The organism is Parabacteroides bouchesdurhonensis (genome assembly GCF_900186615.1).
Classification (GTDB): domain Bacteria; phylum Bacteroidota; class Bacteroidia; order Bacteroidales; family Tannerellaceae; genus Parabacteroides; species Parabacteroides bouchesdurhonensis.
Genome location: NZ_LT896588.1, coordinates 3,305,988 through 3,331,341, shown reverse-complemented (window position 1 = coordinate 3,331,341; position 25,354 = coordinate 3,305,988). Strand labels below are relative to the sequence as shown.

The following is a 25,354-nucleotide window of genomic DNA, read 5'->3' as shown; positions in this document are numbered from 1 at the left end:
TCGCCTTGTCTACAAAGATAGGAATTTCTTATTTAATGACATTCAATTCTTTTCCAACTTTAATAAAAGCGGCAATTGCTTTGTCCAAGTGTTCCTTTTCATGACCGGCAGATATTTGTACGCGGATACGTGCTTGTCCTTTAGGTACGACCGGATAATAGAATCCTGTTACATAAATACCTTCATCCTGCATTTTAGAAGCGAAGTCTTGGGATAATTTAGCATCGTATAGCATAACTGCGCAAATAGCGGATTGGGTTGGTTTAATATCAAAGCCGGCAGCCAGCATCTTGTCGCGGAAATAGCTTACGTTATTTATTAATTTGGTATGCAAAGCATCGCTTTCTTTCAGCATCTTAAACATTTCCAAGCTGGCGCCAACGATTGCCGGTGCTACGGAATTGGAGAATAAATATGGACGTGAACGTTGGCGGAGCATATCAATAATCTCTTTCTTTCCGGTAGTAAAACCACCCATAGCGCCCCCAAATGCTTTACCTAACGTACCGGTGAAGATATCAACCTGTCCGTAGACATTGAACTGTTCAGCTACACCATGCCCTGTTGGGCCTACAACACCAGCGGAGTGAGATTCGTCTACCATAACGAGTGCATCATATTTTTCTGCCAGTTCGCATATTTTATCCATAGGTGCAACATTGCCATCCATTGAGAATACACCGTCTGTTGCAATGATTCGATGGCGCTGAGCCTGTGATTCTTGCAAGCAACGTTCAAGATCCGCCATATCGGCATTGGCGTAACGGTAACGTTTTGCCTTACACAAACGGACACCATCTATAATGGAAGCATGGTTTAAAGCGTCTGAAATGATTGCATCTTCTTCGGTAAATAAAGGTTCGAATAAACCTCCGTTAGCATCGAAACAAGCAGCGTATAAGATAGTATCTTCCGTTTTGAAATAATCGGAAATAGCTGCTTCCAGTTTTTTATGCAAATCTTGAGTTCCACAAATGAATCGTACGGATGACATTCCGTACCCGTGTGTGTCCATGGCCGCTTTAGCTGCCTTAATCAAGCGTTGATTGTCCGACAATCCCAAATAATTGTTTGCACAGAAGTTTAATACTTCATCACCGGCGTTTACTTTAATGTCGGCTCTTTGAGGAGTGGTAATGATTCTTTCGTTCTTATATAAACCGGCAGCCTTAATATTAGCCAGCTCGTTTGTTAAGAAATCTTTAAGTTTTCCGTACATAAAACTTTGTTTTTTGTTAGTATTATATTTTAGTTGATAATTGACATATGATCGTTTGTCGACATTTTATTTGACAATGTGTTAAAAGAATTATCGTATACTGCTTGTATGCTTTAAACTATACTTGCAAATGTCGATATTTTTTTTTGAATATTGATATTAAAAAATAGAAGAAAATACTATTTAAACCATTTTATTCTCCATATCTTTGTCACTGAAAAAAACTTAAAGCTAAAAACGCAATGAAGAATGTATTGGTAATTGGTTCTACCGGTCAGATCGGATCAGAGTTAACCATGAAATTAAGGAGTATCTACGGTGGAAACATAGTTGCCGGATATATTCCGGGAGCAGAGCCTAAAGGTGAATTATTGGAATCTGGCCCTTCTGCTATCGTGGATATTACGAATGAGCAACAGATTGCCGAAACTGTTTCAAAGTACAATGTAGATACTATTTACAATCTGGCCGCATTGTTGTCTGCAGTAGCCGAAGCTAAACCGCAATTAGCCTGGAAAATTGGTATGGGAGGTTTGTTTAATGTTTTGGAAGTGGCACGTGAAATGCATTGTGCAGTGTTCACTCCGAGTTCTATTGGTGTATTTGGAAACAATACCCCAAAGGATAAAACGCCTCAGGACACTATTCGTAATCCGCGTACAATGTACGGAGTAACAAAAGTTTCAGGTGAATTATTGAGTGACTATTATAATATCCGTTTTGGTGTAGACACCCGTTCTGTTCGATTTCCCGGTTTAATTTCCTATGTAACTCCTCCGGGTGGTGGAACTACCGATTATGCAGTTGATATTTATTATGCAGCGGTAAAAGGTGAAAAGTTTGTGTGTCCAATTGCAGCCGAAACATTTATGGACATGATGTATATGCCTGACGGTTTGAGGGCTGCTATCGAAATAATGGAAGCCGATTCTACCAAATTTGTGCATCGTAATTCTTTTAATATAGCCTCTATGAGCTTTGATCCGGAGATCATTTATAATAATATAAAGAAGCATGTTCCCGACTTCCGGATGGAATATAAAGTTGATCCGTTACGTCAGGCTATTGCCGATTCTTGGCCAAATTCTTTGGATGACACTTGTGCCCGTGAGGAATGGGGATGGAAGCCGGAATATGATTTGGATGCAATGACCCGGGATATGCTGGCTAAACTGAAAGAACGTCTGTAAGAAATAAGTAATATAAAAATAATAGATAGCAAAAGCTGTGTTTTCGTAAGAGCACAGCTTTTTGTTTTTATTGATTCTGGTTTTTAGAGAAATATCCCTGTTTATCTTATTAGTATACAGTGGCTTATAAAGGATATATCTTTTGCTTTCAAAAGTCCCGTCTTAACATTTAAAAAGTCTGCTCTTTTGAAGTGTTAAGACGGGACTTTTAACATCAAAAGACATGTCTTTTTAAATGCCTGAATATGAGGTGTTAATTTAGCGTGTATTTACTCGTTATTTTGAGGTGGTTATACATTGGAAAACCGATCAATAACTCGTTTTCTTGAGAACTGTTTGTTTATATCGGGAATTTTTGCGAATATTGTAAATAAGTTGCATATATGGTAATTTAACTATTGACAACAAGAAGATTTAGGAGAAAAGTATTGGGACTCATGCCTGGCATGGAAATTCATTTTAAAGTGGATAATCATTAATGATATACGGAATGAACTATTGTGAAAAAATACAATATAAGATATATACAACAGGATTTGCCGGGTTTCCGGAAATGGTGGATCAATTATTAGCTCAGTTACCGGAAGATGAAATTATCATCCGTTTGTGTTTCTTTGGCACGCCGTCGTCTAATAAAGAATATATTTCCCGATATGCTGTTTTGCGTGAAAAGATACGTAAGTGCTATGGAAATAACGAACCAGCCCTTAGTTATGTATCCCAACCTCCGTTAAATGCTTCACTTGTTATGGAAGTACATAGTTATCGACCCGAATCTGATGACCATATTAGATTCCGGAAAATGGGAGAAATGTCTTATGTTGTTTTGGAAAACGGATGTGGGCGTTTTCTTTTTGCCGGAGGTTTTCAGGGAGATGTTGTTAATTGCGGAATAGAACAACAGTCAGTCGATATATTTCACTCCGTATCGAACGTTTTAAAAGAAGAAGGTTTTCCTATAAACAGTATTGTCCGGCAGTGGAATTATATAGAACTGATTACCGGTTTTGACAAAGAAGATCAGCATTATCAAACATTCAATAATGCCCGAAGCGAATTTTATGCAAAAACGAACTGGACGAACGGATATCCGGCTGCTACCGGTATTGGCACTAATATGGGAGGTGTATTGGTTGATCTGGATGCAGCCGTTTTTACTAATTCAACCTGTTTTGCTACTCCAATAGATAATAAATTGCAAATTGCCGCTCATGCCTATTCGGATAAGGTTTTGGACGTATCGCAAAGTAAGAAGACTACCCCTAAGTTTGAACGTGCAAAAAGTATTACCTGCGGTAAGAATCGGCTCGTATATATATCGGGCACTGCGGCTATACGGGGAGAAGAGAGTCTGGAAGGAGTGGGGCTGGAACGTCAGTTACGTATTACGATGGAGAATATAGATCAGCTTCTTGATGGCGCAAAGCTGAGTATACTACGCGTGTATTTGAAAGATAAGTCTTATTATGAAGAAGCCTGGAAATTGATGGAATCATATCAACTGGATATTCCTGTATCTTATATGTGTGCGGATGTATGCAGGAATGAGCTGCTGATTGAAATAGAAGGTATTGCAGTTCAATAAAATCCATGAGAGAAACTATTTAGGGCTTGGACACCTGATTTATCAGTCCGTATTTTCTTATCAATAGCTTGAGAAACGATTAATCTGTGTAAATTTGTAGCCTCAGTAATAATATAAAACATAATGAAATCTACTTTAGAAAAATTCTTTTCTTCTTATATAACGACAATTTCCTTGTTACTAATCTATGCTTTTGGTTTGGCTGTTGCTACTTTTATAGAGAAATATCATGGGACAATGGCCGCAAAAGCGATGATTTATTATTCTCCTTTGTTTTTTCTTCTACAATTTCTATTAGTCATCAATTTTATAGCGATTGTTGTAGAACGTCACTATTTAAAAAGCAAAAAATGGGGATTAATAGTTACACATTTCGCTTTTATAGTCATATTATCAGGAGCTTTGGTTTCTCATCTTCTGGGCGAAGAGGGTATTCTTCATTTACGGGAAGGGGAATCGAGTAACCGTATTGCCATTCGTACAGCCGATAAAACAACATTTCATACTCTGCCTTTTACTGTAGAATTGGTCAAATTTACTTTGACCCGTTACCCGGGTTCTGCCAGTCCGTCTTCTTATGAAAGTGAGTTATTGGTGCATGTGGATGGAAAAACGACACATGAACGGGTATATATGAATAATGTATTGGATGTAAAAGGGTATCGTTTTTTTCAGGCTTCGTATGATCAGGATGAACAGGGCACAATCCTTTCGGTTAACAGGGATGTAGCCGGACGTAATATTACCTATACCGGTTATTTGATGTTGATAATAGGTTTTATCTTTTGTTTTGCGGGCAAAAATTCTCGTTTTATGCAATTAAGCCGCCGGTTGAAGGAGTTAAGAAATAACTCACTTGTAATATTCTGTCTTTTTACTTTCGGTGTAATGCAAGCAGAAGCTAAGCCTGCTTCTCCTTCTATGATGGAGGCTGTACAGAAATATGTAGTTAGTTCCGGGCATGCGGCACAGTTCGGTTCTCTTCCGATACAATCCGTTAATGGACGGATGATTCCGATCAATACGTTTTCATCCAAGGTTCTTCGCAAACTACATAAGGCTGATAAAATAGGAAATCTCAATTCGGACCAGTTTCTTGTGAGCTTGTTGGCTTTGCCGGATATGTGGGTGCAAGTTCCTTTCATTTCTTTGTCAAATAAGGAATTAGCCTCCTATTATGATCTGACGGAAGGAGAGTGTGCTTATATTGAAATGTTTGATAGCAACGGAAACTATAAACTACAGGAAAAACTGGAAGAAGCCTACAATAAAATACCATCCGAACGTTCCCGTTTTGATAAAGATATTCTTAAACTGGATGAGCAAATCAATATATTTCATCAGCTTATTAATTATCAAATGTTGAATCTGTTTCCAAAGAAAGATGATCCGAACCATAAATGGTATTCACCGGGTGATGATCTGTCAACGTTCTCGGGTAAAGATTCGATGTTTGTTTCTCATATAATGGGTTGGTATCTGGCGGAAGTTCAGGAGGCATTAAATAGTGGAGATTGGAAAAAGGCGGATGAAATGGTTGACATGATAAGTAAATACCAACAAGTCAGAGGAAACTCTGTTGATATTAGTCCTGAGAAAATACAAGCGGAAATCAAATATAATCAGATGGATGTGTTTCGGCAATGTAAAAAAGGATATCTGATTTTAGGAGGCTTATTACTTATTCTTTCATTTGTTCTGTTGTTTAGGCAACAACGTTGGATTAAGTCGGTTGCATGGTTGTTAGGCATCGCTGTTTTCGCTGTATTTCTTTTCCATATGTATGGGATGGGAATGCGTTGGTACATTGCCGGATATGCACCATGGAGTAATTCGTACGAGACAATGGTCTATGTTGCTTGGGCTACTGTTTTTGCCGGTTTGCTTTTTGTCCGTCGTAGCCGTATTACATTTGCGTTGGCTACTTTGTTTGGAGGAATCATATTGTTCGTATCCGGTTTAAGTTGGATGGATCCTCAGATTAATCCGTTGGTTCCGGTATTGAAATCTCCTTGGCTGATGTTTCATGTTGCCGTTATCGTAGCTGCTTATGGTTTCTTTGGCATTTGTTGTCTGATAGGATTAACTAACCTTGTAATGATGTGCTTAATAAAAGAAAGTAACCGGATAATGTTATCTGCCCGTATACGCGAACTGAGTATTATAAATGAGATGTCAATGCTTATTGGGTTGGCATTGATGACAATCGGAACATTTTTAGGAGCTGTATGGGCGAACGAGTCTTGGGGACGTTATTGGGGCTGGGATCCAAAAGAGACATGGGCGCTTATCACGATGGTTGTATATGCCGTAGTTATTCATATGCGCCTGATAAAGAGTCTGAATAATTCATGGGTGTTTAATTTCGGTTCGATTATAGCATTCTATTCCGTATTAATGACTTTTTTTGGAGTGAATTATTTTTTAAGCGGAATGCATTCTTACGGGCAGAATGATAATGTGTATGGAATATTCATTTATCTTTATATTTATGTATTCATTGTTCTTATAGTCGGTTTTATTTCCTTCCGAAAGAAATTCCAATTTCTCTCGGAAGAAATTTCGAATACATCCGAAAGGAAATAAAAACCACGTAGGTTTTTGGTTACCGGACAGGTTGTGCTTTTTAAATATAAAGAGTATATTTGTACACATGAAAAACACAATTGGAATATGAAAGAAGATAATGCTGCTAAACGCCGCCGTAATCCGATGACATGGATTCCCAGCGTCTACTTTGCAATGGGTTTTCCCTTTGTTATATTGAATATGGTTGCCGTATTGATGTTTAAAGGGTTGAATATCTCCGATTCGCAGATAGCACTTTGGACTTCGCTGATAATGATACCATGGACATTGAAACCTTTGTGGAGTCCGCTGTTAGGTATGTACCGTACGAAGAAATTCTTTGTCGTTTTAACACAGCTCCTTACCGGTTGCATGTTTGGTTTAGTGGCTTTAGTGTTGAATATGCCTCACTTCTTTGCAATTACTGTAGGCCTACTTGCTATCATCGCTTTTAGTGGAGCTACTCACGATGTCGCTACCGATGGCGTTTATATAGACGAACTGTCTCCCGAAGATCAGGCTAAATATATAGGTTGGCAAGGCGCTTTCTACAATCTGGCAAAGCTTGTTGCAACCGGAGGATTGGTTTATCTGGCCGGTTATATGATTAGCTATTTCTCTCGCAAATATGACGGTGAAAGCGCAATCGTGTACGCCTGGATGTCGGTTATGCTTCTCTGCGGTGTTGTTATGATATTACTCGGAATATATCATACAAAAATGTTGCCGTCCGGTAAAAAGGCTTCAGGCGATAATAAATCGCTGAAAGAAAGTATGACCGAACTATGGAGTGTGTTTAAGGATTTTTTTACCAAAAAACATATCGTATGGTACATTTGCTTCATTATATTGTATCGCTTTGCCGAAGGCTTTGTTGTCAAGATTGTTCCCTTGTTTTTAAAGGCGCCGGTGGAACAACAAGGTTTAGGATTGTCGGAACAGGAGATTGGAGTATATTACGGAACATTTGGTGCAGCTGCCTTTGTACTTGGCTCTATATTAGCCGGCTATTACATTTCGGCTAAGGGATTGCGTAATGTATTGTTCAGATTATGTTGCTGTTTCAATATCCCGTTTCTGGTATATATGTTCCTCGCCTATTACCAACCTACGAACGGAATATTGATAGCTACGGCCATCATATTTGAATATTTTGGTTATGGCTTCGGATTTGCCGGACTAATCCTGTTCATGATGCAACAGGTTGCTGCGGGCAAACATCAGATGGCGCATTATGCGTTTGCTTCGGGTATTATGAACCTGGGGATAATGATTCCGGGAATGATAAGCGGATTTATCAGCGACTGGATCGGCTATAAATACTTCTTCGTATTTACAGTTTTTGCAATGATTCCATCGTTCTTAGTTGCCTATTTTGTACCGTTTACATATAATGATAAAGGAGAAAAACTGGAAGATTAACATTTAATACAAATAATAGACATGGACAAATTAAAGATTGTTGGTAAGGCATTGCCGGATATGCCGTGGGAAGATCGTCCGGAAGGTTGTAATAATGTAATGTGGAGATATTCTCAGAATCCGGTGATTCCTCGCGATATATTACCTACATCCAATAGCGTATTTAACAGTGCGGTTGTTCCTTTTAAAGGAGGTTATGCCGGTGTGTTTCGTTGCGACGATACGAACCGCCGTATGCGTTTGCATGTAGGTTTTAGTGCTGACGGTATTCATTGGAATATTGAAGAAAAGAAGCTGGAATTTGAATGTGACGATAAAGAAATCGGAGAATTTGTTTATGCGTATGATCCTCGTGTATGTTTCATAGAAGATCGTTACTATGTTACCTGGTGTAATGGTTATCATGGTCCAACAATTGGCGTTGCTTATACATTCGACTTTGAGACGTTCCACCAGTTGGAAAATGCTTATTTGCCATTCAACCGTAACGGGGTGATGTTTCCGCGTAAGATAAACGGTAACTTTGCCATGTTAAGCCGTCCGAGTGATAATGGTCACACTTCGTTTGGTGATATTTTCTATAGCGAATCACCAGACGCGTGTTTTTGGGGAAAGCATCGTCATGTAATGTCTCCTGCACCTTTTGAAGATAGTGCCTGGCAGTGTATGAAAATAGGTGCGGGGCCAATTCCTATTGAAACATCAGAGGGTTGGTTATTAATTTATCATGGTGTATTACATTCCTGTAATGGTTATGTGTATAGTTTTGGATCAGCTATTCTTGATCTGGAACAACCCTGGAAAGTGAAATTCCGTTCCGGCCCATATTTATTATCTCCGCAAAAAGATTACGAATGTATGGGAGATGTTCCGAATGTAGTATTTCCATGTGCTGCACTTTGTGACCCTGAAACTCGTCGTATAGCAGTATATTATGGCTGTGCTGATACGGTTACCGGATTGGCTTTCGGATATATCGACGAAATCATAGAATTTACGAAGAAAAATTCAATTATTTAATTGAGAGAGATAGTTTGAAAAAGGATGCCATTATTATGGTGTCCTTTTTTATTTGATAATATATGCCTATTAGTGCATGTAACTTGTCTTTTCTTTTAATACTTCTGCAAAAGGACGGTTCGTTAACTTACTTTCTATCCAAGATAAAAAGTCGAATGTTTTCAGTAATTGTTGTTCGTATTTATTTTGTTTGATCATATTTATATCTTTCTGATATTGAAGCCAGAGCTTGTTCTTTACTTTTTCATAGGAAGGCAGTGGATATGCCTGGACAAACCGGAAGATTAGTTTTTCGGTAATGTATATGTGCTTTTCGTAGCGAATGTTACGTTTTATGGAATTGATTTCATTTGTAAGAAAATCGTAGTTACCTAACTCAGCTTGTAATAGGAGGTTAATTAGACGAGCTATTTTATATGAAGGTAAAGCATAAAACAGTTTCCCTGAACTGAATATTCTTTTTATACATTTCTTGGCATTGGACAGGTCTTCACAACTAAGGTACAATATAGTGGAGCTGATGTGTAGTTTCAATTGAACTTCCAATGTTAGTAGATTACTTTTTTTAAATAAAGAATCATCGTATTGGTTTGTCAATTCTTTTGCTTCGACAAATTTTCCTGTATTTAAGAATCCGGCTAATTCATATTGATAAATACAGGCTCTGATATCTAAAATAAACTCTGTGGGATAATCGCTGGCTTCTATCTTTTTTAGTTTTGATAAAAAGAAAGGCATTTCTTGATATAGACCTGCGATATGTAAACTGTTTAAAATTCCTTGTATAGCGCTGACATAATAAATAGGTGGAGTTGATAATAGATGCTTATTCTTCTCAAATAGATTGATGAGTTCTTGATAATAACGTATAGCTGATTTATAGTTTCCTGAATTTAAATAATAAGTAGCTTGAAATAGTAAGTGTAATTTATTGGATTCAAAACTACGGTATGAACTGTTAGCGATGAGGTTTAGTTCACTCAATACTAAATCATTTAGATCTTCTTTTTGTTTGTCGGAACGGGCATATCCTTTATAATTCAGACGATATTTCAGGATATCATATAGTTGCAAATGCATATTTATGTTCCGTGAATATTTCATTACTTCATGAATTTTCATCTGTTTAGCTACTAATTGCCGTTCGCCGATTCCTTCAAAATTTAATGCGCTTAAATATTTGATTTCCGTACGAAGAATTAATAATAACAATGGGTCATTTTCATAAATGGTTGCTAGCTTTTGGGCTTTATTCAATTCAGAAAATGCGTCTTCAAATAATTCTCTTTCATATAAAATACCTGCTTTAGATATATAGTTGAATATTTCTGTTTGTATATTTTGTTTTTCCCTTAGTTTAACCAGGCAATCTAAGATGACTCTGTATAAATGTTTGACTGCCATATCAAAACTACTTCCATTCTGTATATCCGAAAATTGAGTATATATTTCTTCTATAGGAAGTTTTTTATCTAACAGATCGAAAAGGTGTAAATAAGCCTTTTCTCCGTTTTGCAAATTAGTATATAAACGGAAATATCTTTTCTCTGCTTTTGTAAGAGAATTGATAAGTATGATGAGAGAAGATGTTTTATTCATAATAGCTAGGAATTTTATAAAAAACAAAGTAACAAAAATAATTTGGGTTTATCTATTTGCTTTGTTATTTCTCTGTTTTATGTTTATTTATTTACTTATTTTTGTTTTATATTTTTGAGTATATCATTTCAGGATAAAGCATTAAAATGATTGTATAGAAATAGCGTTAATCTCTAAATTAATATATTAGTGGAAAAATTACAGGAACATAAAATATTGGTGGTTGGCAGTAGCAACACCGATATGGTTATTAAAACTCAACATCTCCCACGTCCGGGTGAAACAGTACTTGGCGGCACTTTCTTTATGAATCCCGGAGGTAAAGGTGCTAATCAGGCTGTTGCCATATCTCGTTTGGGAGGGAACGTCTCTTTTGTATGTAAGACCGGTAGTGATATATTTGGTCATCAGTCTCAACAATTATTCGAAGAAGAAGGCATAGATACTTCATATATTTTTTCTGATTCCATGAATCCTTCCGGCGTAGCTTTGATTACTGTAGATGCTCATGCCGAAAATTGTATTGTTGTTGCTTCCGGTGCGAATGCGAATCTTTTGCCTTCAGATTTAGAACAAGCGATAGATGCTGTTGAAGAGGCCAATTTAATTCTTATGCAGCTGGAAATTCCAATGGAGACTGTTGAGTATGTTGCAGAATTGGCTTATCGGAAAAAGAAGAAGGTTATTCTTAATCCGGCCCCGGCATGCCCTCTTGCTCCTTCATTACTTCAACATTTATATATGATCACTCCTAATGAGACGGAAGCTGAAATGATTTCCGGAATAAAAATTACTGATGAAACATCTGCTGTTGAAGCAGCAAAGTTTATATCAAAAATGGGAGTACAATATGTAATCATTACGTTAGGATCGAAAGGTGCATTGGTATATCATGACTCAATGGTAGAAATGATTCCGGCTTATAAAGTCCAAGCTGTAGATACAACAGCTGCCGGTGATGTTTTTAATGGTGCGTTAGTTGTAGCTCTTTCTGAAGAACGAAATCTGTCGGATGCTGTGCGTTTCGCATGTAAAGCTTCCGCAATTTCTGTAACACGTGTCGGAGCGCAATCATCCGCACCATATCGTAATGAAGTAGATATATTTGGTTAATTATAAATAAGACTATCATGAAAAAGACAACTTTCTTAATTGCAGGATTAATAACTTTACTTTCTTGTTTGAGTTCATGTAGCCAGCAACCGACGGCAAATAAACAAGCATCGATTCCCGAAAAATTTACTATTAGTAAAGAAGTTCTGATGGATAAAATAAAAGGAGGTTGGGCCGGTCAAACAATAGGATGTACTTACGGCGGACCAACAGAGTTCAGGTATAATGGAACGATGATACAGGATTATATTCCTATCAAATGGCCAGATGGTTATATTAAATGGTGGTATGACAATTTCCCTGGCTTGTATGACGATGTATATATGGATTTGACCTTTGTTGATGTGTTTGACAGGCTTGGTTTGGATGCTCCGGTAGATTCATTTGCTATGGCTTTTGCTACGGCTGGATATACATTGTGGCATGCAAATCAAGCGGCAAGATATAATATTTTACAGGGAATTATGCCTCCGGCTTCCGGACATTGGCATAATAATCCGCATGCCGATGATATAGACTATCAGATTGAAGCTGATTATGCAGGGTTAATGTCTCCCGGTATGCCAAATGCAGCTTCTGCTATTTCCGATAAAATAGGTCATATAATGAATTACGGAGATGGTTGGTATGGCGGCGTATATGTAGGTGCGATGTATGCTTTGGCGTTTATTTCTGATGATATAGAATACATTGCAACGGAGGCTCTTAAGACGATACCTGAACAAAGTACGTATTATCAGTGTATGAGTGATGTTATCCGTTGGCATAAGGAATTCCCCGATGATTGGAAACGTACTTGGTTTGAGTGTGAAAAGAAATGGAGTCAGGATATAGGTTGTCCTGACGGAGTATTTGTCGCACTTAATATTGATGCTGTAATTAACAGTGCATATATCCTTATCGGTTTACTTTACGGAGAAGGAGATTTCTATAAAACAATGGATATTTCTACACGTTGCGGGCAAGATTCAGATTGTAATCCGGCTTCTGCAGCCGGTATTCTTGGAACGATGCTTGGATATAGCAATATTCCGGAATATTGGATAAAGAATCTGAAAGAAGTAGAAGATATTGATTTCGCCTATACAACAATCTCGCTTAATAAGACTTACCAAATGAGTTTTGACCAGGCCATTCAGATGATTGAGCGTAACGGAGGAAAAGTAGAAGGTGATAATGTGATAATAGCATGCCAACAACCTGTTCCTGTGAAATATGAAAAGGCCTTTGCCGGACAATATCCAATAGATAAAATTCCTATAAATAAAGATCTTGCGGATGTTGGTGAATTTACATTTGAAGGAACTTCTGTCGTGTTTAAAGGTTATGTTCGTTGTCAAAAGCAGGATTATGTAGCAAAAGCGGAAATGTACATTGATGGCGAGTTGATGGAAATAGCTAATCTGCCGGCTTCTTATACTACGCGTCGAAATGAACTGTTCTGGAAATATGAATTACCAAAAGGAAAGCATGTTGTTACTTTCAAATGGTTGAATCCTATACCAGATGCTGCTATTGTTTTTGGAGATGCAGTCGTTTATTCGGATGCTCCAATGCAGATTACCCATCAATAAATTATATGGATATGAATAAAATATATTTGTTAATCGGTTTAATACTATTATTTACAACTTGTGTTGGCAATAAGGCTGAACAATCGGAGCAAACTGAAACTATTCATCCCGTCAATCTTATTCTTGATACGGACTTAGGTCCAGACTATGATGATGTGGCTGCAATGGCTTTGATGCATGCATTGGCTGATAGTGGACAAGTAAATATTTTAGGTGTACTTTCATCCAACCATGATGAGCAAGTTATACCATGTATTGAGGTGCTGAATACCTATTTCAACCGTCCGGATATTCCTGTAGGAGGACCGAAAAGTAAAGGAGGTGTTTCGCTTACTTCTCCGCATAAAATCAGATGGACAGATGTGTTGCCTTCCAAATATCCGCATAAAACGGCTGAAACATCAGATGCTCCGGATGCTGTAAAAGTCTATCGGAAATTATTGAGTGATCAGCCGGATAGTAGTGTTGTAATTTGTTCAATAGGCTTTTTTACGAACTTAAAAGACTTGTTGTTATCAGGTGGCGATGAATATAGTTCTTTGTCCGGCAGAGAACTGGTTTCAAAGAAGGTTAAGAGGTTGGTATCTATGGCAGGTATGTTTCCCGAAGGAAAAGAATTCAATGTATATTGTGATGCTATAGCTTCGCGTGTGGTAGCGGAACAATGGCCAACTGAAATTATTTTTAGTGGTTTTGAAATAGGAGAGAAAATTCTTACAGGTAAACAACTTGTTCGGATGAATGCTGTAAATAATCCGGTAAAAGAAGTATATGAACTCTGTTTTGCAGAAGAAGGTCCGGATGGACATATGAGTTGGGACCCTACAGCTGTACTGGTTGCAATCAAAGGATATGAACCGTATTATAATGTTGAGCGTGGTACTTTCAGTATTGTAAACGATGAAGGTACTAACAGTTGGACACCGAACGCAAATGGAAAAGATCTTCGTTTGATAGAAAAGGTACCGTCTGCTGAAATGACGGCTATTATTGAGAATTATATGATGTATCAACCTATAGTTAAATAAGAAAGATATGTTTATAGTACAGAATTATTCATTAGCTATTGTATTTTGCGTGATAACGATGCTTTGTTGGGGATCGTGGGGAAATACGCAAAAACTAGCTTCGAGAACTTGGAGATATGAGTTCTTTTATTGGGATTATGTGATCGGCGTCTTGCTCTTTTCCATTATCTCTGCATTTACTTTGGGCAGTATTGGCGCGGAAGGACGTAGTTTTCTTCCGGACTTGGCACAAGCGGATATGTCTAGTTTAGGCAGTGCTTTTCTGGGTGGTATTATTTTTAATGCGGCTAATATTTTATTATCTGCAGCTATTGCTATTTGTGGAATGTCTGTTGCCTTCCCTGTAGGAATAGGATTAGCTTTAGTATTGGGAGTATTGGTGAATTATTTTGGTGCTGCAAAAGGAGAACCCATGTTTATATTTATTGGTGTTGCTTTTATTACGGTTGCCATCATTTTGAATGGCCTGGCATATAAGAAAGCGTTGGTAGGAACACGAAGTGTGTCGGCTAAAGGTATTGGCCTTTCAATTGCCGCCGGTGTAATTATGGCCTTTTTCTATCGCTTTGTTGCTGCTTCAATGGATTTGGAAAACTTCGCACATCCGGCTGCTGGAAAACTGACTCCTTATACGGCGGTGTTTATCTTTGCATTAGGTGTATTTATTAGTAATTTCTTGTTTAATACCTTGGCTATGAAACATCCGGTAGAAGGTCAACCTGTGTCTATCTCCGGTTATTTTAAAGGCAATTTTAATACACATTTAGTTGGCATATTAGGTGGCGTTATATGGTGTATCGGACAATCCTTTAGCATGATTGCGTCAGAAAAAGCCGGAGCTGCTATTTCTTATGGTTTAGGTCAAGGTGCTACATTGGTATCGGCTTTGTGGGGTATTTTGATCTGGAAAGAATTTAAAGGAGCGCCTAAAAGTTCGGATCAGTTGAATCTTGGAATGTTTATCCTGTTTATTATAGGTTTGGGCTTTCTGATTTATGCTGGAGCATAGTAAAATAAAATACTTGCGATAATTGAAAGGCAAGAGCTATAAAGTATGGTTCTTGCCTTTTTTTGTATTTATATCAGGAAAAAGCCGTACATTTGCCTTTGTTTCTTGTTTATTGGATATGTAGAACTAATAAAAGAATCTATGAAAGAAGACGGTGATATTTTTAAAAAGTTCAGAAATTCTTTTGAAAGGATAGACGGACATCTCCATATACTAGAACAGCGCATTCCTGTAGAACTTCAGATGGAATATTTTAAACATTCGGAAGAAAAACGTAAGGAAAATCAGCCGCCTCGTCCATTAACGGATCAAGAATGTCAAGATGTATTCGCTCTCCTGATTGATAATAAAGAATCTGGAAGAGAGGAGAAAAGAGATCAACTTACTCTGTTGGCAACATCCAAAAATGTAAAGGCATATAAACTGTTACAAGAATATGTGCAAAATCCGGATAAAGAAGTTACAGACTGGGCGTTTATGGCATTGATGGAGTGTCGTATATCTTTAGAATCTGAGTTGTCGGAAGAAAAACAGATATATATTTCTACCGGATTAGGAGGAAAAGGAGAAAAATTACGTTTTTATGTGTTGATGTTGTCGGCAGATAGAAAACCTTTTGTTGATTATCAACGCAAGGTGATAGAACGTGAATTTGCTTATTATTTACCTAAAGCTGATTGTGAAATAGAACGTCTTACTATAGGTGAACAATATGTTGAACTGGTTTTCCTGATACCGGTTCGCGCCGATATAAAAGGTACGTTGGACAAAGTGATAATTGAATGTAACCAATATGGCAATTTCCTTTCCGATATTTTTACAATAACGAATGTAAAGGAACTTACTCACGAAGAAATAGAAGAGATTATATATAAGAATGGAGACGGTAAAACAAGCGATTAAATATGGCGTTGTAGGAGTAAGTAACACTTTAATAACAATGGCCGTTATTTGGGTGATGATGAAACTTTTTGGATGTAGAGAAGGATTATCTAATATTACAGGTTACGTGGCTGGTATTTTAAATAGTTTTATTTGGAATAAGCAATGGACTTTTAAAGCCAGTTCTTCCGGATGGGGTAAAAGTGCGTTTCGTTTTGCAATAGCTTTTATAATTTGTTATTTATTACAATACGGATTAGTAATGCTCCTGAATAAACATTTGTCTATAGATCATTATTATAATCATCTTATTGGGATGGCATTTTATACAGTGATTAATTTCATAATGAATAAGTTTTATACTTTTAAAGCATAATAAGGGAAAGATGAAAAAACTCGCAGTTATTGTTCCTTGTTATAATGAGGAAGCCGTTATAACGGAATCGTATAGACGAACGAAAAAAGTGTTAGAGGCGTTGCCGAATCCGACTGAAATTATTTATATCAATGATGGTAGTCGTGATAAAACACGTGAGATACTTAATAATATTGCAGCTTCTGACCCATCTGTAAAAATACTTCATTTCTCGCGTAATTTTGGGCATCAACCAGCCGTTACTGCAGGAATTAATAATTGTGATGCCGATTTAGCAATAATAATAGACGCGGATATGCAGGATCCTCCTGAATTAATCCCGGAGATTTTAGCATTGCAAGAAAAAGAAAATGCGAATGTAGTATATTGTGTACGCAAATCCCGTGAGGGAGAAAGTGCTTTTAAGTTGTTTACTGCTAAAGCTTTTTATCGGGTTATGAATTATATGAGTGAGGTTCATTTCCCATTAGATACGGGTGATTTTCGTTTAGTAGACCGTAAAGTAATGGATGAATTCGACCGTTTTAAAGAACGGGGAAAATATATCCGTGGTTTGATTAGTTGGGTAGGTTTTCATCAGGTTCCGTTTTATTATGAACGGGAAGCTCGCATAGCCGGAGAAACTAAGTATCCGTTGAGCAAAATGGTGAAATTTGCTTCTACCGCAATGTTATACTTCTCAAAAAAACCATTAAGACTGGCAACGAGTTTGGGATTTATTTCTGTATTGGTCGGTATCGTATTAGCTCTATGGTTTACATTAGGAAAAATATATGGATTTAGCAATGCAGAGACAGGATGGACATCTATTATGACTTCCGTTATTTTCTTTGGCGGAGTTCAGTTATTGACGGTTGGCGTACTTGGTCAATATGTCGGAATCTTGTTCGATGAAATCAAAGCGCGCCCCGAATATATTATTGATGAGAAGAAAAATTTCTGATTAAAGGATTATATTATTTGATAGCCCTAAAGCTCTTGCTGTTTTATTGATGGCAATAGAATTTAGGGCTACTTTTTATTTTAGCCAAAAACTTGAACAAAATAAATTATCCAACCGTTATATTTATAAAATGCGTTCGATGGAAATTTTTGTTCCTTTCGGAAGAAAATAAAATTTCTCTCGGAAGAAATTCAAATTTCGTTCGAATGGACGCCTTTTTACTTAGATAAAGATACGCGCGATTTCTTAGCTCTTATAGATTTCTTCTATATCCTCATAGAAATTATCAAATATAAGTAATTATACTATTTATTACATTTGTAAAAAGCTAACAGAAAGGTGTTTGATAATCTAAAAAACTATATATATGGTGCATGATATTGAAATGTTGGAAAACTTCTATTCCAAGTTCCCCAAACGGGTTGATAACGCACGCAAGAGCATTGGTCGTCCGATGACATTGTCTGAAAAAATCCTTTATGCTCATTTATATGATGAAAATAATATTCGTCTTTTTAAACGAGGCGAAGATTATGTAAATTTCCGTCCTGATCGTGTGGCGATGCAAGATGCTACAGCACAGATGGCACTACTTCAATTTATGAATGCCGGGAAAGACAAGTCTGCCGTACCTGCTACTGTACATTGTGATCATCTTATTCAAGCGAATCTCGGTGCAAAAGAAGACATCCATATTGCTACCGAAGGTAACCGGGAAGTATATGATTTTCTTAAAACAGTATCAGGTAAATATGGTATTGGTTTTTGGAAACCCGGAGCCGGAATTATCCATCAAGTCGTATTAGAAAACTATGCTTTTCCGGGAGGTATGATGGTTGGAACAGATTCTCATACGCCCAACGCCGGAGGATTAGGAATGGTTGCAATCGGTGTAGGTGGTGCTGATGCTGTAGATGTTATGACGGGAATGGAGTGGGAGTTGAAGATGCCTAAACTTATTGGTGTTAAACTTACCGGACGTCTGAATGGATGGGCTTCTCCTAAAGATGTGATTCTGAAACTGGCAGGCATCCTTACTGTAAAAGGAGGAACGAATGCTATTATTGAATATTTCGGAGAAGGCGCTTCTTCTTTGTCTGCTACGGGAAAAGCTACTATTTGCAATATGGGAGCAGAAGTCGGGGCAACAACATCTTTATTCCCGTTTGATAAAAATATGGCAACTTATTTACGCGCAACCGGTCGGGAAGAGATTGCTGTTAAGGCAGAAGCCATTTCATCTTATCTGGAAGCAGATGAGGAAGTTCGTGCTACCCCGGAAATGTATTATGATCGCGTTATTGTTATTAACCTTTCAGAATTGGAACCTTATATTAATGGCCCGTTTACCCCGGATGCTGCGACTCCAATTTCCGAATTTGCTGCAAAGGTGCGGGAAAATGGTTATCCGCAAAAGATGGAGGTTGGATTGATAGGTTCGTGTACAAACTCTTCATATCAGGATTTGAGTCGTGCCGCATCTATTGCCCGTCAGGCTTATGAAGATAAAATACCGGTGAATGCTTCGTTAATTATTAATCCGGGCTCCGAGCAGATTCGTTATACGGCAGAACGGGATGGTCTTATTGCCGACTTTGAACGTATAGGTGCCGTTATCATGGCAAATGCATGTGGCCCCTGTATCGGGCAATGGAAAAGACATACAAGTGATAATACCCGTAATAATTCTATAGTAACTTCTTTCAACCGCAACTTTGCCAAGCGAGCCGATGGCAATCCAAATACACATGCGTTTGTTGCTTCTCCGGAACTGACATTGGCTTTGACAATTGCCGGCGATCTTTGTTTCAATCCGCTTAAAGATACATTGAACACTTCGGATGGACGTAAAGTAAAGTTGAAAGAACCTCAGGGTATTGATTTTCCATCGAAAGGTTTTGATGTGAAAGATAACGGATTCATCGCTCCTTCGGCTTCTTTGGTTGATGTAAAGATCAGTCCGGAATCGAATCGCTTGCAGGCTTTGAAACCGTTTGCTCCTTGGAATGGCGCTGATTTGTTGGATATGCCTCTTCTTATTAAGGTTGAAGGTAAATGTACAACAGACCATATATCAATGGCAGGTCCGTGGTTACGTTTCCGTGGTCATTTGGAAAATATCTCCGATAATATGTTGATGGGAGCTGTGAATGCTTTCAATGGAAAGACCAATTCCGTATTGAATCAGTTAGATGGTAAATATGAGGCTGTTTCGGCTGTTGCTAAGCAATATAAACAACAAGATATTTCGTCTATTGTAGTGGCGGAAGAAAATTATGGAGAAGGTTCTTCCCGTGAACATGCGGCGATGGAACCGCGTTTTCTGAATGTAAAAGTAATTCTTGCTAAAAGTTTTGCCCGCATTCATGAAACAAACTTGAAAAAACAAGGAATGCTAGCTTTAACCTTTGCTGATAAAGACGATTATAAGAAAGTTCGAGAAGACGATCGTATATCTATTATCGGATTACAATCTTTTGCTCCGGGTAAACCGCTTATTGCAGTGCTTCGCCATGCTGATGAATCGGAAGAATCTTTTCCGGTAAATCATACATACAATGATTTACAGATAAAATGGTTTAAAGCTGGTTCTGCGTTGAATGCAGCACATGAATAATATAAAATAGAAAATTGTATGGACAAAATAACGAAACAAGACGGTCGCTTGATTGTACCGGATAAAGTTATCATTCCTTATATAGAAGGAGATGGTGTAGGAGCAGAAATTACTCCTGTCTGTCAGAATATTGTAAATGCCGCTTTAATTAAGGCTTATGATGGAAAACGGGCTATAGAGTGGAAAGAAATATTAGCCGGTGAAAAGGCTTTTACTAAAACCGGCAGTTGGTTACCGGATGAAACAATGCAAGCTTTTACCGAATATATTGTTGGCATAAAAGGGCCGCTTACCACACCAATCGGAGGCGGTATCCGTTCTTTAAATGTTGCACTTCGACAAACGCTGGATTTATATGTTTGTCTTCGTCCTGTACGTTGGTTTAAAGGAGTTGTATCTCCGATAAAGGAACCTCAGAAGGTAAATATGTATATTTTTCGTGAAAATACGGAAGACATTTATGCCGGTATAGAATGGAAACAAGGTACACCGGAAGCTCATAAGTTTTATAAATTCCTGACCGATGAAATGGGAGTAACTAAGGTTCGTTTTCCGGAAACGTCTTCTTTTGGAGTAAAACCGGTGTCTGTGGAAGGAACGGAACGATTAGTTCGTGCGGCTATTGAGTTTGCGTTGGAGAATAAACTGCCCAGTGTTACTTTAGTTCATAAAGGCAACATAATGAAATTTACGGAAGGTGGTTTTAAAGAATGGGGCTACGCATTGGCTGAAAGAGAATTTGGTAAAGCAATTTCAGAGGGTAAGCTGGTGATTAAAGATGTAATCGCTGATGCTTTTTTGCAAAATACGCTATTGATGCCCGAAGAGTATTCGGTAATTGCTACACTGAATCTGAATGGAGATTATATTTCAGATCAATTAGCGGCTATGGTTGGCGGTATTGGTATTGCTCCCGGGGCAAATATTAATTATGTAAGTGGCCATGCTATTTTTGAAGCTACACATGGCACGGCCCCTAATATTGCCGGTAAAAACGTAGTAAATCCATCATCTCTTTTACTTTCATCTGTTATGATGCTTGAATATATGGGATGGAATGAGGCGGCTTCGTTGATAACTGCGGCAATGGAAGAGGCTTTTGGAAAAGGGTTGGCTACTCACGATCTGGCACGTTTTATGCCTGATGGTAAATCTCTTGGCACTAAAGAATTTGGTGAACTGATTATCTCGCTTTTGTAACAATAAATTTATTGATCGTAATGAAGAAAGAATATATTATTTATAAACTGTCGGAAGAGGCAAAGAATACATGTAAGATAGACAACGAACTATTTCCGAAGTATAATGTAAAGCGAGGTCTGCGTAATGAAGACGGTAGCGGTGTTTTGGTTGGATTGACTAAGATTGGCAATGTGGTTGGGTATGAACGTCTTCCGGAAGGAGGATTGAAAGCTATACCAGGTAAATTGTTTTATAGAGGTTATGATGTGGAGGATATAGCCCACGGTCTTATAAAAGAAAAACGTTTTGGATTTGAAGAAGTAGCTTATTTGATGCTTTCCGGTAGATTGCCGGATAAAGAAGAATTGGCGTCTTTTAAAGAACTGATAAATGATAATATGCCTTTGGAGCAAAAGACGAAGATGAATATCTTGGATCTGGAAGGACAGAATATTATGAATATACTGGCTCGTAGCGTGCTGGAAATGTATACATTCGATCCGAATCCGGATGATACATCCCGTGATAATCTGATGCGCCAATCCATCGATCTTATTTCTAAATTCCCAACAATTATTGCATATGCCTATAATATATACCGTCATAGCACACAAGGACGTTCGTTACATATTCGTCATCCGCACGAGAATTTGTCCATTGCCGAGAATTTCCTGCACATGTTAAAACGCGATTTTACCGATTTGGATGCACGAACGTTAGATTTATTATTGGTATTACAGGCAGAACATGGTGGTGGAAATAACTCTACGTTCACAGTGCGTGTAACCAGTTCTACGGGGACAGATACTTATTCTGCAATTGCTGCCGGTATTGGTTCGCTGAAAGGTCCGTTACATGGTGGTGCAAATATCCAAGTGGTTGACATGTTTCATCACCTGAAAGATAATATAGAGGATTGGACAAATGTTGATGAAATCGATACTTATTTCATGCGTATGCTAAATAAGGAAGCCTATAATAAAACCGGGCTGATTTATGGTATTGGACATGCCGTTTATACCATTTCTGACCCTCGTGCGGTTGTATTGAAAGAACTGGCCCGTGAGCTGGCAAAGGAAAAAGGTCGTGAAGAAGAGTTTAATTTCCTTGAATTATTGGAGGAACGTGCTATTGAATGTTTTGCAAAACATAAAGGAACGAAGAAGCGCGTGTCATCTAATGTGGATTTTTATTCAGGCTTCGTATATGAAATGATTGGCCTTCCGCAAGAAATTTATACACCCTTGTTTGCTATGGCTCGTATTGTGGGCTGGACGGCACACCGTATAGAAGAGTTGAACTTTGAAGGTAAACGTATTATTCGTCCTGCGTATAAGAATGTGCTTGACGAGCAAATATATACTCCACTTAACGAACGTTAGACTAAGTAGTTCCTGTATCGTTATTAGGTAATAGTAATTGCTGCTCCTTTTCGTGAGGGGCAGCAATGTTTTTTATCTTTTATATAGAGTTATTCCTTATATTTGCATCCTAATAATATAATGTAAATATGAAAGAATCTACGCGTATTCTTCGTTTTGCTATTGTAGGAACTTTGAATGCTCTGATTACTGCATCGATCATTTGGATATTGATGGATCTGTTGGATTGCAATTATTTATGGTCGAATGTGGCCGGCTATATAGCTGCTTTGATAAATAATTTCTTTTGGTGTAAGTATTGGGTGTTTTCCACCGGTGAAGGACAATTTATCAAAGAGATTCCTTTGTTTTTACTCGCTTTCGGAATGGCATATACAGCCCAGTTCCTTTCTTTGCTTTTGATGGTGGAAGTAATAGAATTGAATGAATATCTTGCTCAATTTCTCGGACTTTTTGTTTATGGTGCTATTAATTTCGTGATGAATAGGAAAGTTACTTTCAAATCTTGATAAGAGTTCTTTTTATTCATATATAATTGATATAATTAAGAAGAAGAGCTTTTTGCGATGTAATGATTGTTGTAAAATAAACGCAAAGATGCTATCTTTGACACAAAACTAAATATTATGCCTGTCAGATCTTATATTGAATCCAACAAGGATCGTTTTCTCGAAGAATTATTCTCACTTATTCGTATTCCTTCAATTAGTGCCAAACAAGAAAATAAACCCGATATGTTGACTTGTGCACAACGTTGGGTGGAGGTGTTACTTTTATCCGGTGTTGATAAAGCAGTTATAATGCCAACAAATGGCAATCCGGTGGTTTATGCAGAAAAAATGGTTTCTCCAAAGGCTAAAACAGTGTTGGTTTATGCCCACTATGATGTAATGCCTGCAGAGCCATTGGAATTATGGAAGAGTAAACCTTTTGATCCGGAGATTCGTGATGGCCGTATTTGGGCGCGCGGGGCTGACGACGATAAAGGTCAAAGTATGATTCAGGTAAAAGGGTTTGAAACGGCATTGAAGAATGATTTGTTGGCTTGTAATGTGAAATTTATTTTTGAAGGGGAGGAAGAGATCGGTTCTCCCAGTCTGGAGGCTTTTTGCCGTGATAATAAAGATTTATTGCAAGCGGATATTATTCTTGTATCCGATACCAGTATGGTTAGTGCGGAAACCCCGTCGTTGACAACCGGTTTACGAGGTCTTGCTTATTGGGAAGTGGAAGTAACCGGCCCTAATCGTGATTTGCATTCTGGTCATTTTGGAGGCGCTGTAGCTAATCCTATCAATATACTTTGTAAGCTGATGGCTGATGTGACGGATGCTGATGGTCGTATTACAATTCCTGGATTTTATGATGATGTAGAGGAAGTGCCTTCCGCTGAACGAAAAATGATTGCTCAAATTCCTTTTGATGAAGAGAAATATAAGGCGGCAATTGGTGTAAAGGCATTATTTGGAGAGAAAGGATATTCTACGTTGGAACGGAATAGTTGCCGTCCGTCATTTGATATTTGTGGTATTTGGGGAGGCTATACAGGTGAAGGAAGTAAAACAGTCTTGCCATCCAAAGCTTATGCCAAAGTGTCTTGTCGGTTAGTTCCGCATCAGGATCATGAGAAAATTTCCCGAATGTTTGAAGATTATATCGCCCGTGTCGCTCTGGACTTTGTAACAGTAAAGGTGACGCCTAGCCATGGAGGACAAGGATATGTCTGTCCGATAGATATACCGGCTTATCAAGCTGCTGAAAAAGCGGTAGAAACAGCTTTTGGAAAGAAACCGTTAGCTGTGCGTCGCGGAGGAAGTATCCCTATCATTTCCACATTTGAACAGGTATTGGGAGTCAAGACGATACTGATGGGATTTGGCTTGGAACAGAATGCGATTCATTCGCCGAATGAAAGCTGCCGTTTGGATATATTTTATAAAGGTATAGAGGCTGTTGCCGAATTTTATAGGGACTTTAAGTAATAAGTAATTCATCGTTATGAAGCAAATTATAGATATTGAAACATGGGAACGAAGAGATAACTACCGGTTCTTTCGGGGATTTTTGAATCCATGTATCTCAATTACTTCGGAAATAGAATGCGGGATAGCTAAAGAAAAAGCCCATGTTAACAAACAATCGTTTTTCCTGTATTATTTATATGCTATACTTCGTGCTGCAAATGAAATTAAAGAGTTAAGATACCGTTTTGATGCCAAAGAACAAGTCATACTGTATGATAAGGTTGATGTGCTGGCTCCTGTAAAGATGAATGAGAAAGGAAAGTTTTATACAGTGCGTATTCCGTGGATAGAGGACTTTGAAAAATTCCATGAAGTCGCTTCTGCTATTATCCGGAATATACCGGAAGATGGTGATCCATATGCTGCCGAGAATGGAGCTTCGGAAGACGAAAGATATAATGTTATTCTGGTTAGCGCGACTCCTGATTTATTCTTTACATCCGTGACACATACACAACAACATAAAAATGGAGGAGATTATCCGCTAATAAACGTTGGAAAGGCTGTAATAAGAGGAGGTAGTTTGGTAATTCCTATAGCATTGTATGTAAATCATAGTTTTGTAGACGGCGTTCATATCGCCGATTTTTATAAACGAGTAGAGCAATACCTGCGATAATT

20 protein-coding genes are annotated in these 25,354 nt (G+C 37.9%); 18 read left to right on the top strand and 2 right to left on the bottom strand.

The window, feature by feature from the left end:
• Positions 1-28: 28 nt before the first annotated feature.
• Positions 29-1,219, bottom strand: coding sequence for a glycine C-acetyltransferase (kbl, locus tag C1721_RS14410; protein ID WP_102408897.1), 1,191 nt, complete (start codon positions 1,217-1,219; stop codon positions 29-31).
• A 242-nt stretch (positions 1,220-1,461) separates the two neighbouring features.
• Between kbl and C1721_RS14405 the strand changes: the two genes are divergently transcribed.
• The 5 genes from C1721_RS14405 (at position 1,462) to C1721_RS14385 (ending at position 9,004) form a co-directional block, all read left to right on the top strand.
• Positions 1,462-2,409 carry an NAD-dependent epimerase/dehydratase family protein gene (locus tag C1721_RS14405; RefSeq protein ID WP_102408896.1) on the top strand — a complete coding sequence of 316 codons (948 nt, stop codon included), beginning with the start codon at positions 1,462-1,464 and terminating at the stop codon, positions 2,407-2,409.
• Positions 2,410-2,899: 490 nt separating this feature from the next.
• Positions 2,900-3,994: a chorismate transformation FkbO/Hyg5 family protein gene (locus tag C1721_RS14400; RefSeq protein ID WP_102409528.1), complete on the top strand. Its 1,095-nt coding sequence runs from the start codon at positions 2,900-2,902 to the stop codon at positions 3,992-3,994.
• A 123-nt stretch (positions 3,995-4,117) separates the two neighbouring features.
• On the top strand, positions 4,118-6,580 hold the full coding sequence (locus C1721_RS14395) for a cytochrome c biogenesis protein CcsA (RefSeq protein ID WP_102408895.1): 2,463 nt from the start codon (positions 4,118-4,120) through the stop codon (positions 6,578-6,580).
• 87 nt (positions 6,581-6,667) lie between these two features.
• Positions 6,668-7,984 carry an MFS transporter gene (locus C1721_RS14390; RefSeq protein ID WP_102408894.1) on the top strand — a complete coding sequence of 439 codons (1,317 nt, stop codon included), beginning with the start codon at positions 6,668-6,670 and terminating at the stop codon, positions 7,982-7,984.
• A gap of 21 nt (positions 7,985-8,005) precedes the next feature.
• Entirely contained in the window at positions 8,006-9,004 is a 999-nt protein-coding gene (locus C1721_RS14385; RefSeq protein WP_102408893.1) for a glycoside hydrolase family 130 protein, read from the top strand.
• 69 nt (positions 9,005-9,073) lie between these two features.
• Here the strand turns inward: C1721_RS14385 and C1721_RS14380 are convergent, their stop codons facing one another.
• On the bottom strand, positions 9,074-10,603 hold the full coding sequence (locus C1721_RS14380) for a hypothetical protein (RefSeq protein WP_102408892.1): 1,530 nt from the start codon (positions 10,601-10,603) through the stop codon (positions 9,074-9,076).
• 189 nt (positions 10,604-10,792) lie between these two features.
• Here C1721_RS14380 and rbsK point away from each other — a divergent pair, with 189 nt between their 5' ends.
• The 13 genes from rbsK to C1721_RS14315 all read left to right on the top strand — a co-directional run bounded on the left by rbsK (position 10,793) and on the right by C1721_RS14315 (position 25,352).
• The gene (rbsK, locus tag C1721_RS14375; RefSeq protein WP_102408891.1) at positions 10,793-11,716 is read left to right on the top strand and encodes a ribokinase; all 924 of its coding nucleotides are present in this window, start codon (positions 10,793-10,795) and stop codon (positions 11,714-11,716) included.
• 17 nt (positions 11,717-11,733) lie between these two features.
• Positions 11,734-13,290, top strand: coding sequence for an ADP-ribosylglycohydrolase family protein (locus tag C1721_RS14370; protein WP_102408890.1), 1,557 nt, complete (start codon positions 11,734-11,736; stop codon positions 13,288-13,290).
• A gap of 11 nt (positions 13,291-13,301) precedes the next feature.
• On the top strand, positions 13,302-14,318 hold the full coding sequence (locus tag C1721_RS14365; RefSeq protein ID WP_102409526.1) for a nucleoside hydrolase: 1,017 nt from the start codon (positions 13,302-13,304) through the stop codon (positions 14,316-14,318).
• Between the two features lie 7 nt (positions 14,319-14,325).
• Complete coding sequence (locus tag C1721_RS14360; RefSeq protein WP_102408889.1) at positions 14,326-15,327, top strand: GRP family sugar transporter; 1,002 nt, start codon at positions 14,326-14,328, stop codon at positions 15,325-15,327.
• Positions 15,328-15,468: 141 nt separating this feature from the next.
• The gene (locus C1721_RS14355) at positions 15,469-16,230 is read left to right on the top strand and encodes a hypothetical protein (protein ID WP_102409524.1); all 762 of its coding nucleotides are present in this window, start codon (positions 15,469-15,471) and stop codon (positions 16,228-16,230) included.
• Positions 16,205-16,585: a GtrA family protein gene (locus C1721_RS14350; protein ID WP_102408888.1), complete on the top strand. Its 381-nt coding sequence runs from the start codon at positions 16,205-16,207 to the stop codon at positions 16,583-16,585. The genes C1721_RS14355 and C1721_RS14350 overlap by 26 nt, the downstream gene beginning before the upstream one ends.
• A 10-nt stretch (positions 16,586-16,595) precedes the next feature.
• The gene (locus C1721_RS14345) at positions 16,596-17,528 is read left to right on the top strand and encodes a glycosyltransferase family 2 protein (protein WP_102408887.1); all 933 of its coding nucleotides are present in this window, start codon (positions 16,596-16,598) and stop codon (positions 17,526-17,528) included.
• A 367-nt stretch (positions 17,529-17,895) separates the two neighbouring features.
• Entirely contained in the window at positions 17,896-20,145 is a 2,250-nt protein-coding gene (locus C1721_RS14340) for an aconitate hydratase (protein WP_102408886.1), read from the top strand.
• Positions 20,146-20,163: 18 nt separating this feature from the next.
• Positions 20,164-21,345 carry an NADP-dependent isocitrate dehydrogenase gene (gene icd / locus C1721_RS14335; protein ID WP_102408885.1) on the top strand — a complete coding sequence of 394 codons (1,182 nt, stop codon included), beginning with the start codon at positions 20,164-20,166 and terminating at the stop codon, positions 21,343-21,345.
• Positions 21,346-21,365: 20 nt separating this feature from the next.
• Positions 21,366-22,709, top strand: coding sequence for a citrate/2-methylcitrate synthase (locus C1721_RS14330; RefSeq protein ID WP_102408884.1), 1,344 nt, complete (start codon positions 21,366-21,368; stop codon positions 22,707-22,709).
• Positions 22,710-22,837: 128 nt separating this feature from the next.
• The gene (locus C1721_RS14325) at positions 22,838-23,218 is read left to right on the top strand and encodes a GtrA family protein (RefSeq protein ID WP_102408883.1); all 381 of its coding nucleotides are present in this window, start codon (positions 22,838-22,840) and stop codon (positions 23,216-23,218) included.
• 117 nt (positions 23,219-23,335) lie between these two features.
• Complete coding sequence (locus C1721_RS14320; protein WP_102408882.1) at positions 23,336-24,691, top strand: dipeptidase; 1,356 nt, start codon at positions 23,336-23,338, stop codon at positions 24,689-24,691.
• A 16-nt stretch (positions 24,692-24,707) separates the two neighbouring features.
• The gene (locus C1721_RS14315) at positions 24,708-25,352 is read left to right on the top strand and encodes a chloramphenicol acetyltransferase (RefSeq protein ID WP_102408881.1); all 645 of its coding nucleotides are present in this window, start codon (positions 24,708-24,710) and stop codon (positions 25,350-25,352) included.
• Positions 25,353-25,354 lie beyond the last annotated feature (2 nt).